The sequence below is a fragment of the Luteolibacter sp. genome (genome assembly GCF_039920825.1).
GTDB lineage: Bacteria > Verrucomicrobiota > Verrucomicrobiia > Verrucomicrobiales > Akkermansiaceae > Luteolibacter.
Map to the genome: position 1 here is coordinate 1 of NZ_JBDSCX010000037.1, position 12,850 is coordinate 12,850.

The 12,850-nt window shown below is 56.2% G+C and carries 11 protein-coding genes and 1 tRNA gene; 5 read left to right on the plus strand and 7 right to left on the minus strand.

From position 1 onward, the window contains the following. Positions 1-221 precede the first annotated feature (221 nt). Positions 222-533, plus strand: a complete 312-nt coding sequence (locus ABIQ96_RS08925) for a hypothetical protein (protein ID WP_348214224.1) — start codon at positions 222-224, stop codon at positions 531-533. Between the two features lie 183 nt (positions 534-716). On the opposite strand, the gene ABIQ96_RS08930 is transcribed toward ABIQ96_RS08925, so the two are convergent. From ABIQ96_RS08930 to ABIQ96_RS08940, 3 genes are all read right to left on the minus strand, one after another. Further along, positions 717-1,565, minus strand: a complete 849-nt coding sequence (locus ABIQ96_RS08930; RefSeq protein ID WP_348214225.1) for a hypothetical protein — start codon at positions 1,563-1,565, stop codon at positions 717-719. Continuing rightward, positions 1,562-2,608 carry a hypothetical protein gene (locus ABIQ96_RS08935; protein ID WP_348214226.1) on the minus strand — a complete coding sequence of 349 codons (1,047 nt, stop codon included), beginning with the start codon at positions 2,606-2,608 and terminating at the stop codon, positions 1,562-1,564. Before ABIQ96_RS08935 ends, ABIQ96_RS08930 begins: the two co-directional genes overlap by 4 nt. 137 nt (positions 2,609-2,745) lie before the next feature. Beyond that, positions 2,746-3,060 (minus strand): hypothetical protein, encoded by a 315-nt coding sequence (locus ABIQ96_RS08940; protein WP_348214227.1) that lies wholly within the window; start codon positions 3,058-3,060, stop codon positions 2,746-2,748. Between the two features lie 173 nt (positions 3,061-3,233). On the opposite strand from ABIQ96_RS08940, the gene ABIQ96_RS08945 reads away from it, so the two are divergent. The 4 genes from ABIQ96_RS08945 (at position 3,234) to ABIQ96_RS08960 (ending at position 8,011) form a co-directional block, all read left to right on the plus strand. Then, on the plus strand, positions 3,234-4,067 hold the full coding sequence (locus tag ABIQ96_RS08945; protein WP_348214228.1) for a metallophosphoesterase: 834 nt from the start codon (positions 3,234-3,236) through the stop codon (positions 4,065-4,067). A gap of 85 nt (positions 4,068-4,152) precedes the next feature. Continuing rightward, positions 4,153-4,803, plus strand: coding sequence for a hypothetical protein (locus tag ABIQ96_RS08950; protein ID WP_348214229.1), 651 nt, complete (start codon positions 4,153-4,155; stop codon positions 4,801-4,803). 928 nt (positions 4,804-5,731) lie between these two features. Next, positions 5,732-6,031 (plus strand): hypothetical protein, encoded by a 300-nt coding sequence (locus ABIQ96_RS08955; RefSeq protein ID WP_348214230.1) that lies wholly within the window; start codon positions 5,732-5,734, stop codon positions 6,029-6,031. Positions 6,032-6,256: 225 nt separating this feature from the next. Next, positions 6,257-8,011, plus strand: a complete 1,755-nt coding sequence (locus ABIQ96_RS08960) for a hypothetical protein (protein WP_348214231.1) — start codon at positions 6,257-6,259, stop codon at positions 8,009-8,011. A gap of 1,229 nt (positions 8,012-9,240) precedes the next feature. Here the strand turns inward: ABIQ96_RS08960 and ABIQ96_RS08965 are convergent. The 4 genes from ABIQ96_RS08965 to ABIQ96_RS08980 form a co-directional block, all read right to left on the minus strand. Further along, positions 9,241-9,313 (minus strand) — tRNA-Lys (locus tag ABIQ96_RS08965). 123 nt (positions 9,314-9,436) lie between these two features. After that, positions 9,437-10,276 (minus strand): RDD family protein, encoded by an 840-nt coding sequence (locus ABIQ96_RS08970; RefSeq protein ID WP_348214232.1) that lies wholly within the window; start codon positions 10,274-10,276, stop codon positions 9,437-9,439. Positions 10,277-10,278: 2 nt separating this feature from the next. Further along, the gene (locus tag ABIQ96_RS08975) at positions 10,279-11,832 is read right to left on the minus strand and encodes an FtsX-like permease family protein (RefSeq protein ID WP_348214233.1); all 1,554 of its coding nucleotides are present in this window, start codon (positions 11,830-11,832) and stop codon (positions 10,279-10,281) included. A 107-nt stretch (positions 11,833-11,939) separates the two neighbouring features. Then, positions 11,940-12,842 carry a ParB/RepB/Spo0J family partition protein gene (locus ABIQ96_RS08980; protein ID WP_348214234.1) on the minus strand — a complete coding sequence of 301 codons (903 nt, stop codon included), beginning with the start codon at positions 12,840-12,842 and terminating at the stop codon, positions 11,940-11,942. Positions 12,843-12,850: the final 8 nt, after the last annotated feature.

Sequence of the window (12,850 nt, forward strand, 5' to 3'; positions counted from 1 at the left end):
TGAATTCGGGGTCGTGTCTTCTGCGTTTGCCTTTCATTTCGTGTGTGTTTGGTTCGGTTTACAGTCCGCACCCACACACCACAATCATAGCTTAACCCTTGGCCCGAATTCCGGGGACCGGCTCAAACATCAGGTAATTTGTCTGAACTACAGACATCCTTTCTGCCTTCGCCGCAGGGAAGAAAGAATAAAAAATAATAAATAACAAATAACAAATAATAATGAAATCAACAATTAATCGTAAAGTATATGACATCGACACAGCAACCTTGGTTGCCGGGGACGAAAGCGTTATCGGGACAGGAGACTTCCAATGGTGGGCGGAAGCGCTCTACCTCACCGCAAAGGGAAGCTGGTTTCTTTTCGGGCGTGGAGGAGGCATGACACTGTATGCGGATCACCAAGATGGTCATAGCTCGGAAGGCGAGAAAATCATCCCGATGTCTCGTTTGGAGGCGCTTGCCTGGTGTGAAGAACACCATGCGCAGGAAGCGATTGATCAGCACTTCGCCGATCTGATAGCTGATGCCTGATTTTGGCACATCGATTCCATGGGATTGCCACCCCAAACCCCGCGGAGCTGCTGCCAGCTCCACCGCATACAGAGTCTCCTCTAAATCTCCTGTCACGGAGACTTTTTTCGCCCCTCCCGTCCCCCCGGGGAGTGGGGGGAGATCCTGTTGATAAGTGTTAGGTTGATGTCAATGGGTAGGGCGTTATTTAGCTGCGGCTTTGAGCAGCCGTTCAGCGGCATCCACCATGTCCTGCCGGATGGTGGTGCGTTCGAAACGAACATCTTCGGATTCCCCCGGTGCGAATTCGCCCAGAACGAAGTGGCTGGCTTTCACTGGACCGGGTGAGGTTTCACTGGAGAAGTGTTCGCGCAGAGTGCGCAGTGCATCCGGGCAGGCGGGGTTTTCCAGGCGGACTTCCTCGGCAAAGGCCGCGATGGCGGCGGCGCTGCCGCCATCGTAATGGAGAAGGGTGTAAATAATGTCGAAGGCATCCTTGGGCTGTTGACGATTGCAGAAGGCGCGGAGCTTGAGCGCGAGGAATGGACCTACTTCGCAGACGCGGGCGGTGAGTTTTTGCTCAGCGCCGTGGAGGTCAATGCCTTGAACCGTGATGCGTCTAGCGGTGGCGAGAGCGCGATCAACGCCTGGTAAAACGCCAGCAGTGATGTCCTCCAGTTGGGTGGTGCCGCTGGTGAGTGGCGGTTTTTCAACGAGGAAATCCAGAGGCACGGTGAAGTCGCCGATGATTTTCTCGAAGCGGGATGGGTGATCCTTGTTCGGTTTGAAACCTTGCCCGCTCAGCTCCCAGAACAGATTGCCGTATTGGCCGGAATCGGTGGCCAAAGCGATGCCAAGATCCACATCCAGCGTGGCCGGACGTGGCAAGGATCGGGTTCCGGAAAGGTCGCCACATAGATACTTGGGAACCATACCGCCGATGAGAACGAGGGATTCATGCCATTGGCCGAGCCCGGCCCAGACGGTCAGGAACGCGCTTTCGGCCAAGGCGGAATGGTGAGGATCATATTCGCGATAAGTCTCGTATTTCATGGTCGGCAGAAGCCCTCCCATTCACGCAGGGCGGTGGCGGCATCCGGACCTCGCAGGCCGGTGCGTTGGAGATCGAGGTAAATTTGCGCGTCGGTGGCAAGATTTAGCGGTCCAGCGGTCTGGGTTTCGGTCAGCAGTCCCTCGTCATCGGGAAGGTGCAGCCAGAGCTTGCCACCTTCGGTGACCGGGCGGAGGCCGAGTTGATCCAGATCGGCGGCATCCGGCAATCGGGACACATATGCCGAGGTGACGGCGGGTTCGGTGTAGGGATGGCGTTGCCATGCGGCGATCCATTGGGTAAAGACAATGTTGACGCCTTTGCTCACGGCCCACTCCTGTACTCGCTGCGCGAGTTCGACGGGTGAGCCGATGAAACCGGCATAGCGGTGGGTGAGGTTGCGCCGGGCGAACTGGTCAGAATCCACCCAAGCATCGAGGAGGGAAAGGGGATCGCGCAGGCGGAATTCGCGCGCGCTGGTTTTTTCCGCAAAGCCTTGGCTGATGAGGTGCTGGACGATCCGGGAAACAAGACCCGAACTGGCCCCGGCGCGGGGAACGATTTCACCTTGTGTCCAAACGCGGTCGCGGTCTGTAAGCAGGCAACGGATGATACGGGCGCTCTTGCCGACAAAGATGTTGCGCGGTTCCAGTTCGTAAGAGAAGGAGCGTCCCGGCAGGGGGCGGCGGTCCACAAGCAGTCCCGGTGCCCGTAGCCAAGCACGGCCATTGAGGTCGATGGCGGAAATGTGGTGGGACTTGCAAAAATCGAAGACGCGGGAGGAAAGCTCGGGGGTGACCAGCAGAGGAGGTGGATCCTGCCGCGCAGGAAGCCCCTCCAACCAAGGGATACTTGGCTTGAGTTCGTAAACCGGCGTGAAGCGAATCTGGCGGCCGTCGAATTCGAGATCCACGTGGTCGAGCGGTTGGCCGGAGGAATGCTCGGGCAACAGCCATCGTAAATCGGGATCACCTTGAAGGAGATCCCGAAAATGGAGGACCAACTCGCTTCCGTGCCGAATCGCGCTGGATTTACTGGATGTCATGTTCTTTACTGTGCGGTAAGAATGGTTCAAAGCAGTGAAAACGCAAGGAATTTCATTGGAATAAACCATTTTTACTGAATAGTAAAAACTGTGACTTCGAGTGAAAAACTGGAAATCGACCATTCCGGGATTACTCCTCAGCAGGAAAGTCGCATCCAAGGTTCTTCCTTCGTCAAATAGACCGAAACCGCTCGGAAAATCATCAAGTCGGCTTCATGCGGCTCCGCCCATGAGCGTTTGAGGGATACGTCAGAAACCCGGCGGAATGAACCGAAACAATAGCAGCCCCATTTTTCCACGATTGCTGAACGGGCATAGCCAATTGCGAACTCAGTTTGACCGCAGGGGAAAGTGAGAAGCAGAACGGCCCCCGGATCGGGTTGCAACTGGAAGTATTTATCGCGATCGATCATTCTGTCGCCGCGACCAAGGAAGTCAAAAAAGTGGTCCATCAACTACTAAAGACGTGGAACCGCATCACTTTGAAGGTGGCGAGGTTCTTTTTCTGGGAAATTTGTTCAGCGACCATCAGAAGCTGCCAATTTTAACTATTTTTGCGATCGCGACTACAAATTACTCGGGTTGACTGCCTATACAGGGTGGAAGGCTGTCCTCCACCAGTCCTATGACAACCCACTCACGAACTCTTCCGACCAGACAATTACTTTGGATTTCCGATATTCATCTCGATCAGGCTCAAGATGAAGAAAAGCGACGCTTCTTTGACAAGTTGGAAACTTCCCGCTGCGACGCGCTCTTGATTACAGGTGACATCACAACGGCAATAAATCTCGCTAGAGATTTGGGAAAGATTTCCCGGGCTGCTGGAAGCACTCCCGTCATGTTTGTGTTAGGTAACCACGACTATTTTGGATCATCGTTTGAGATGGTGGATCGCGAGGTGGCGGAACTCTGTGGACGCCATCAAAACCTTATTCCACTTGGTTATGGGGAAATCATCCAATTGAGTCCGCAAACCGCTCTGATCGGTCATCGAGGTTGGTTTGACGGGCAGGCTGGTGCCGGAGCGCGAACCAGGGTAGGCAGCGCGGATCGTTACCACATCGACGATTTTAAGAATCTGAACAAGGCTCAGTATTTTCAGAAACTGCGGGATCTCGGCGTCCAATCCGCCGACTATTTCCGTCGCGTTTTGCCTGCGGCGCTCCAGCAATTTGAAACCGTTTTGTTGGCCACCCACGTTCCCCCATGTACCCAGGCCCTGCGGCATCAGGGCTCTTATTGTCAATGGGAGCGTCAACCGTTTTTTTCTAACCGTGCCGCGGGAAATGCGATCATTGGTATCTCACGGACACGGAGCTTCGCCTCGCGGCAGGTCATTGTATATTCAGGACATAGTCACTGTTATAGTAGGTTTCAATCGGACAATGTAGAAATCCGAGTTGCAGGGGCGCAGCCGGGCTTTCCTGCTCTCAATGGGTTACAAACGATTCATTGATTGGCGGTTCAAACCGCGTTTGAGGATTCCGTCCCGAGGCGGCTGTCGCCGCGCACAGGCGTGGAAACGAGAGCTTCGGGTGCAAATGAGCACTAAACATAATAAGAATAATCGTAATCAACAAACAAGCCTGACCAAGGTAAAACTCAATCCTCTGGATGACTTGGAGAGAATTGCCGTCGAAATGGACGTGATTTGTCGCAGACATCTGCCAAGCGGCAAGATCAGCAGCGGAAACCTGGCGGGCAGGGAGCCTGAAATCCGCCAGCAAGCGTTGATCATGGCAGTCGGAGGGTTTCTCCAACAAAACCCCGGATATATCCAAGCCTTGAAATCGAAAGACGAAAATGCCATCGCGGTTGCGATGGAACGTTGTGCTGCTATTACGCTGCGCTACAGCAAGTTGGAGATCATCCGTGAGTTGACTCCTACGTCGCGTCACGTTCAGCTTCAAGAATATCACGGCGGTTTTTGCAAACACCTCTCCGAAATGCAACCGTCGGACTGGCCGGTGGACGCGATCGCGGCAGTGGTGAAGAAGAGCGTTGACCTGGCCGTCCAAGGAGGACGTTTGAGCTTGGCGAACGCAGGCATCGTTGCCATGAGGTGCTATCAGAACCTCCCCGTAAGTGAGATCGCGCGCGTTCTCAAAATCACTCCCAAGGCCGTTTATCTACAACTGAAGCGCGTGCAGAAGGTGATTCCCGAGATTAGCAAATGGGTTGAGGTGCTGTGAGATTCCGAGGGGCCTCCGTTGGAGCAATCTTCGGGTGGGGCAATACGGTTGGGATGCTCCGACTAGCCGATGGCAAGAGAGTAGGAGGCGGCTTTCCTCGCTTTGGTGAAAAGAAAATATTGTGATAGAAAGTGTACGCCTGTCCGTTAGCGAAGCACAATTTAGCGCTGGCAACGCGAGCATTGTTGACATGTTGTGAGACGAAAATCTCTCTGTTGCTCAAGCCGCGCACTGCCTCAAAATCACTCCCGATGCAGTTCGCCAACAACTTCGGCGACTGAAGAGGGTTCTTCCTGAAGTGTTGGATCACGTCGAAGTGAAATGGGACGGGGTTCTGTAACTCGCTAAAAGAAAAAGAACTGCGTGTATTTGCTGACGGGGAAGATGTTGCTTTGCTGCGACGAATTGGGAAATGATCGTAAGAACCCCTAAATATTCACTTGCAATCTTTTCGCTGCGGGGATTATCAATGTAGCCGTGATAAAGCGCGTGACCAACCATGAACTGTCTGCGGCAACGAAACCAAGAGTTTCGGGTGTCAGAGCGGACGCTTGTTCAGATCGGGCGTGTTTTATCACCACCAACAAATTACCAGGGGGGGTCGGCAGAATTCAACACGAGACTAGCACTGAGTCTCGGGAAGAGGTCGCAAAAGCGACCGGCTGGTCCAGCGGGATATGGCCCGGAACAAGTCAATTAACGGCACATGGAGGTAGTCTCCGTGGCCACGTCAGACAGGCCGAGCGGGTAGCGCCCGACGTGCGTGTCGGGCGTAGGACCCACGGACCGCCATGGCCATTTCCAAGAGAGGGCCAGCTCCGGAAGAACCGGATCTGAGTTCTCAAACCGATTTCCAACTCCTCAACGCCTTCACGAGCCTTGTCAGCAAGGAGCAATCCCAGCCGCTGACGAAGATCGCTTGGGAATCATGCGGCGATACTCCGGCTCCCTGGATAAGCCCGTTGTACCCACGAAGCCGAAGGACTACAATTCTGTCCTTGGGAACGCTCGGTGGGGTGATGCCAAGCGGGTCGAGGAGATCTTCGGGATCAAGAGGGGTGTTCTGAACGGCCTCAGGGAGGATGAATTGATCAAGAGCCATCCGCCGGAAGAAGATCGAAAGGAGGACGGAGATCCACCTGCCATCCGGGCGAAACGACTCTATGACCTCATTTCAATCGTCGAATATCTAGAATCCGGGAATCTCCTTCTTGAAAAGCATCAGTAAAATCAATGTCAACTTTTTTCCATTTTGTGACGGGTCTGTGTCGTGAGATCTCAAGGGTCTGCATTGAGACGGCCCTTCGCTCGCACTGTAGCAAGCGCCATCGATCGCTGCGTCTGCCGCATCGAGGAATCCGCCGTCGGTATGATCGGTGTCTTGATGGTTAACAGAAAGACACAACTCACATAACTTACCACAACGCGGACCCGTCACATTCCCCTTGATCCCATGAAAAACTTCACTGAATACTTTTCGGAGAACTCGATCATAAGCGAGCTCTGCAGCGAGCGAATGAAGCTTGCGGGCTCGCGGCACAGGAATGTCTTTCTTCATCGGGTATCCGGGGATCATCCGTCTGCGGAGAATGCTCGTCCTGATATGGACGCTGACCTGAAAGGGCTATTTCCTCCAAGACGTCAATGGGCAAGGTTCCGATCCAAGCGCAAAGACCGACTCGCTGAGGACGCGCATGCCGTCAATGGGAATGCCTTACGGAGGGCTGTCCACAATCTGATGCGGAAGAACCCCGGATTGCCGTGGGCGAGGAGGCTTCGTGAAAGGGCATCCGAAATCAGGTTCCGGGCTCTGGATGGACCTAACACTGAGTTTGCGCCACCACGGGTTACCGGGGATCTTAAAGATCCGGACACGCACGAATACCGGCCAATATCCCTGTATGGTACGAACGATAAAATCCTGCAAAAGCTCACGGCAAGGTACTTGAATGATAGACTTGATTTCTGTTTTTCATCATCCTCACTGGCCTATCGCCGCAGACGGGAGCCGGCTATCAACCGTGACACCGCCCTGCGCCTGATCACCGAATTCCGAAGGCGTCATTCGAGGGTCTTCGTGGCGGAAGCTGACCTGCGCAATTTCATGGATTGCGTCGACCATCAACTGGCTCGCGAGTCATTGCATGCGGTGATCCGTCAGGGCAAGGCACTGAGCCCGGATTTGGAAATCGATCCAAGAGCCATTCAGATCCACGACGCCTATCTCGCCAGCTACGATTTCACACGTGACGTCCTTGGCCGGGGTCTTGAAATGCTGATGGAAAGGGACGCCAAGGCGGTTTTCACCAGGCCGGAAGATGTCCTGCGGAAAATGCGCAAGGACGGGGAACTAGGTGGGATCGGCATTCCCCAGGGAGGTGCTATTTCTTGCTTCATCACCAATGTCATGCTGCACGATGTGGACATGGCCGTCGAAAGACTCACCATCCCCGGCGGTTGCGAGATCCTATACCTGCGGTATTGCGACGACATGCTGATCCTTTCCAGCGACAGGGCCGCGTGCCAGGAGGCGATGACCGCTTATCAACGGGCGGTCGGATGCAAGATGTTGCCTGTGCATGAGCCGGTGGACGTGTTCCAGCGGGATGGTAAGCCCAAGCCGGGTTACTCGAACCTCAGATCAAAAAAGCCATATCTGTGGTCACGGCCTGGTGACAGCGGCATTCCTTGGATTCAGTTTGTTGGTTTCGAGATCCGGCATGACGGGCTCGTCAGGATTCGCGAGAAATCGTTGGAAAAACAACGAAGGAAGATGAGTGATGAAGCGGATAAGCTGATCGGAGCCATTAATCCGGGCAGGAAAACCAAGGATGGAATTCCTGTCTATGCCCCGGGATTGCGCATGGACAGTCGCCAGATCCTGCATTGCCTCGAAATGAAGCTCATCGCGATGTCCGTCGGCCGCCGCACATTCGGCCAGCCGCTACCCTCTTGTGGCGACGACATCATGCCCATGTGCTGGGCCAATGGATACCAGGCCCTGTGGCAAGCCCCTTACGATCCATCCCAGCTGAAGGAGTTGGATCGTCATCGTGACCGCCAGATAAGACGGGTCCGCAGCCTGTTGAACCCCTTGGCGGAACGGCAGGGCTCCAGCCAAGGGAGCGACGACAGAAAGAAGGGCCGCCTATACCATGGTGCCCCTTTCAGTTATCACGGGCAGTTCGCCAGAAGCCAGAAAGGCTGACCCCAAAAGTCGTGAATGAGGGTTCCTTGATAATCCGGCAGGATGTCGGCGGCGGCGAAGCCTTCGACACCGCGTTTCGGACTGTAACTGCAGAGTAGCTGGCGGTGCTCGCGACATGCAACCAGTGGCTTTGCCAATGCGGCGGATGCCTGTCTCGTCGCTGTGAAGAATGGGGGACTCGATGAGGATTTCGCGGATTAGAGCCACGGCGGGGGCTAGCCTCTCGGCGCACCGGACGAAGGCTTGCACGACACTGCCCGCGCTGGGGCGGTGTCCGAACAGATCTTGGTAGATTTTGCTGTGCGCTCGCGGGGATGACTTGGCGAACGTTGGGATAGCTCATGACGGTTTGCATGCCCGGGCCCTATTGGGTCGGGGCGCACACGTCGGCGGGAAATCCGGCGGTAAAGCTGGAGCCAAATTCGGGCACGTCTTGCGTTGCGACCGGTATTCGGTGATTTGCATCTTGATGGGCGGCAGGTCGAAAACCTGGCGGATTTCCTCACTGCAAGCGGATTGATCGCGCAGTTCGCTGCCGCACTCTGGGCAGGTGTCGAGTGGCACGGTCACCGTGATGTCGGGCGGCGGCTTTGGTGACAGGGTTTGGCCCGGATAACCGGGTTGGCACCGGGCTTGCGCCCGCCGTTCTTGGGACGTTGGGATCTTTCGCTGCAAGCCGCCAAGACAACTCTCAACCATCACACCACGTTCCTTTGATCGGATCGTGGGCTTTCGAATTCAACAATCCCGCTTGTTTGCAGCAGAGGCAGACCTTCGGAATTTCCCGGACTGCTTGGAGCACCGGGTGGCTCGCGAATCATTACACGATCTTATCCAGGGTGGAAAGAGCCTGCGGCCGCAGCGGGGCCGGACAAGGGAAGGTAATTCCAGGATTCGCTCAGGCGCAGTGCCAATCCGGGTAGGAATTCGGTAGGTGCAGGGTGAAACAAGCGACAGGTGAAAAAAGCGCTTAGAAACATACCCACGATGAAGAAGTCGCCGATGGTGCTGGGATTGACGCAACGGCAGCAAAATCACTCTCGCGTTGCGGTATAGTGCCAAAAGACTGAACGTGGAGCTGATTTGGGCGACAGTAACTGCAGTAACGACAGCATGGGAACCCGTGCTTCACGGAACCCGCAAATCAGGGCGGCTTGTTCTCACTTTCGTTCCCAAACACCCATTTCTCATGAGACTTGGCTTCGTAAGTGGCTGAATATAAAAGGAAGTACGAGGACTGGGACTCGAACCCAGGACCAATTGATTAAAAGCCAACTGCTCTACCAACTGAGCTATCCTCGCCTTCATACCCGCGTGCGCGGGGCGGGACAATTAGGAGCAGATCGCGGGATTGGCAAGCTGATTTTTGGAGAAATCCGGCGATTTCTTGATTTTCAGGCAACTGCGGGACTCTTTGTCAGAAAGTCAGTTCCGCGGGGGGAGGCCCCAAGGGGGATTCTTCTCGAAGTATTCCTTATACTCCGGATTTCTTCGGATGGTTTCCTTGACGATATAAGGGGAAAAGACGCCGAACATCATCATCATCGCCACGAAGTATGCGAAGACGCAGGCCATCACGCGGACGGGATGCAGCGGGCTGGCGATGACGCGGTGTCCACCCGATTGGTCCCAGAGGGTTGAGCCGGTGCGCTTCACCATGAACAGGCTCAGGAGCTGGCAAAAAAACGCGAGGTAACTGAAGCCGAAGCCGATGCCGGTGAAGAGAACGCGCATCGAGCGGCGGGTGGAGTCTCCGAGATCGAGGCGGGAGCTGTCGTTATTGAGCACGCGTAGGCCGAGCAGCCATTTGCCTGGCGTGGTGGCGTATTGGTGGATCAGGACGGCTTCGAGGGCGAACCACGGGACGTAGTGGAAAAACATGATCCACGGGTTGATGGTCGCAGCCTCGATGTTCTGGCCCGCGGCCCACATGCCGAGCCACCAGACGCCGGAATAGAGCGAGAGATCCAGCCAGCGGGCCCAGAACCGCCGGCCACATGCCTGTGGTGTGGGAAGCGACGGGTCGTTGCCGTTTTCCGGCGGTGAATCCACTGCAGGCGGCGTGAAGGGATTTTCCTCCGGCGGGGATACCAACTCGAACTCGCGTTTGAAGAGATCAATCTCGATCAGAGGCTTCCAATCGCCGCTGCCTTCGTGCCAGGCGGGTGTGGACGCGGGAAGTTCGCCGGTGGTGATTTTCCGCCGGATTTCGAAGTCGTGGAGCGGGCCGATTTTCTCGCCATCCAGAATGATCCAGATCTCCATGGTTAGAGATTCCGCAGGGATTTTGCCGCGTCACTGCGGGCAGCGAACCAGGCGGGGACGAGGGCGGACAAGGAACAGAGGACGAAGGCCATGAAGGCGAATCCCGCTTGCTCAACCGGATCGTTATGGGTTGGAAGACTGTTGAAGCCGGTGAAGGTGGAGGTGAACGGATCGAACCCGAGCATCCGGAAGACTCCCTGGATTTCCGCCACGTAATGGATGACGAGGCGGCCGAGTCCGACGCCGAGGATGGCGCCGAGCGTGCCGAGGATCATGCCCTGATAGAGGAAGACGCGCACGATCTGGTTAGGCGCCGCGCCGAGTGCTTTCATGACGCCGATTTCACGGCGTTTCTGGATGGTGACGGTGAACATGACGGCCATCATCGAGAAGGCGGAGATGAGCATGATGAACGAAAGTGTGAAATACATCATCCCTCGTTGTTGTTCGATCAGCGAGAAAAAGGCTCCGTATTGCTGCTGCCAGGTGACCAAGGACCAGTCGGGGCCCAGCGTCGGACCTGCACTCTCGGCGAAGGCATTGGCGAGGTAGGGATCGTCGAGTCGCAGCGAGATGCCTTCCACCGCCTGGCCGAGTCCTGCGAGATCCTGTGCGAGCGGCAGCGGGGTGAACAGGTCAGGTGTCACGGTCATCTGCGATGCCTGATAGATTCCGGTGACCACGGCTTCCTTCGGCAGCACCGCGGTTTTGAAGCTTTTCAGGGTGGCTCCATCCATTTTCTCGACGTCGGTCGTGTTGAGATCGGAAATCGCCTTTTCGATTTTTAGTTTGGTGTCGGCTTGGAAGACAAAGACCTTGGCTTCCTCACCGGGCTTGTCCGGCTGTGACTCGTCCATCGCGAGGAGGATGCTGGAAATCAGATCCAGCTCTGGCTCGCGGACATCCTCGGCGAGAAACGCTTCGAGGGCCGGATAGACTTCGCGGTAGTCATCCGCGGTTAGGGTGAAATTTGCCCCATCCGCTTTCCAACCGGCCTTGAGGGTCTGGGTGGACTTATTCCACGAATCGGCGAAGGCTTCGCGCAGCGGTGGATTCGAAGCGGTCTTGAAGGCGCGTCTCACACCGTCGAAATTGCTGGTGGACTGGAGCAGCACCTTGTCGCCCACGTGGATGCCGAGGTTCTCGGCGAGAATCGACGACATGACGACCTTGTCATCGATCCCCAAATCGGCGGAGGAGGTGGGATATTCCTTCAGGTCCAACATTTTCCTGATGCCTTCGACCTGCTCCTTGTCCGTCGTGTCGATGCCACGGAAGGAAATCGGGTGTGGCTTGGTCTGGGTTTCGAGGAAGACAAACCCCGAGACGAATGGCATGGCCGCTTCGACGTGGGGAAGAGCCTTGGCCTGTTTCGCCGCATCTTCCCAATCGGTGATCGGGCCGGAGAAATTGCTCATCAGGACGTGCGGCGTGTAGCCGAGCAGGCGGTCCTTCACGTTGCGCTCCAGCCCGGCGTAAACCGCCATCACAACCACGAGCACCAGCACCCCGAGCATCACGCCGATCAGCGAAATGAGGCTGAACGATGACAGCATGGAACGGCGGGGATTGAGATACCGCCGGGCGAGAAGAAAGCTGAATGAACGTCGTTTGATGCCGCTAGCTAACCCGTGGAGGGCCGGGGGGCAAGTGCTAGTGACCATCAATCGCCATTGGGCAGGCCAAGCAGTTCGATCAACCGCTGGAGATCGTCATCGCCGTAATACTCGATTTCGATTTTGCCCTTTTTCGAGGAATGCTGAATCGCGACGTGGGTGGCGAGGTGCTCGCGGAGGCGGTTGGTGATGGCGCGGACGTGGATGTCCACTTCGCGAGGAGCGGCGGCCTTCTTGGCATCCCCGGATTCGGGTGAATCACCGTTGAGAAAGGACTGGGCGAGCTTTTCCGTCGCGCGGACGGTGAGCTGGCGGCGGATGATCTGATCGGCGACGAGCAGTTGCGAATCCTGATCCTTGACGGCGAGAATCGCCTTGGCATGGCCGACGGTCAGCCGGGCTTGCGCGACGAGCATCTGGACATCCGAGTGCAGGCCGAGCAGGCGCATTGCATTCGCCACGCTGGCGCGTGATTTGCCGACGCGGGTGGCGATTTCATCCTGCTTCAGAGAAAATTCATCGGCGAGGCGGACGTAGCCAGCGGCTTCTTCCATCGGGTTGAGATCCTCACGCTGGAGGTTTTCGATGAGCGCCATTTCCAACACATCGCGGTCGGATGCCTCGCGCTCGATGACCGGCACGGTGGTTAGGCCCAGTTTCCGCGAGGCACGCCAGCGGCGTTCGCCGGCGATGAGTTCGAGCTTGCCATTCACCGGACGAACGATGAGAGGCTGGATGATGCCGTGCTGGCGGATCGACTCCATCAGATCGTCCAGCGGTGATTCCACGAACTGCATCCGCGGTTGCAGAGGGCTAGGCACGATCATGTCGAGCGGCACATCGCGAACCCGTTTGAAATCCTCCGGTGTGGTCGCGGCGTCCACCGCCGCGGGAATCACACTTTTTTTAATGAGTGCTCCGAGTCCTTTTCCGAGTGCCTGTTTCGCCATGGGGAGGG